Genomic DNA, 360 nt, shown 5'->3' on the forward strand with positions numbered 1-360 from the left:
TCAAGAAACCGGAGCTTGACCTCGTTTGGCGTCGAGATTACTCGCTTACGCAACGGATGTTTTCCATCAACACCCTGCATGGTCGCATCAAGGTACCTTATGAATCGAAAGGCATGGAAACGTATTTCGATGGATCCTGGTCCTTCGGGACCGCCAAGTTAGTCCACAAGCGAGGGAAGTTCTTCTTACACCTTCCAATGACCAAAGAAGTGGAAGAAGTGTCGGTCCGATCGTTGAATCAAGTGGTCGGATTAGACATGGGCGTCAATTTTATCGCGACCAGCTATGATTCCCAAGGTCAATGTACGTTCTTTCACGGTAGACCCATTAAGAATAAGCGCTCGAAGTACAAGCATTTGC

1 pseudogene is annotated in these 360 nt (G+C 47.8%); it reads left to right on the forward strand.

Annotated elements, in window-relative coordinates:
- Positions 1–360: pseudogene (locus KJS69_RS29405) on the forward strand (RNA-guided endonuclease InsQ/TnpB family protein); the annotation flags it as partial.

Source organism: Paenibacillus sp. J2TS4 (genome assembly GCF_018403245.1).
Lineage (GTDB): Bacteria > Bacillota > Bacilli > Paenibacillales > NBRC-103111 > Paenibacillus_L.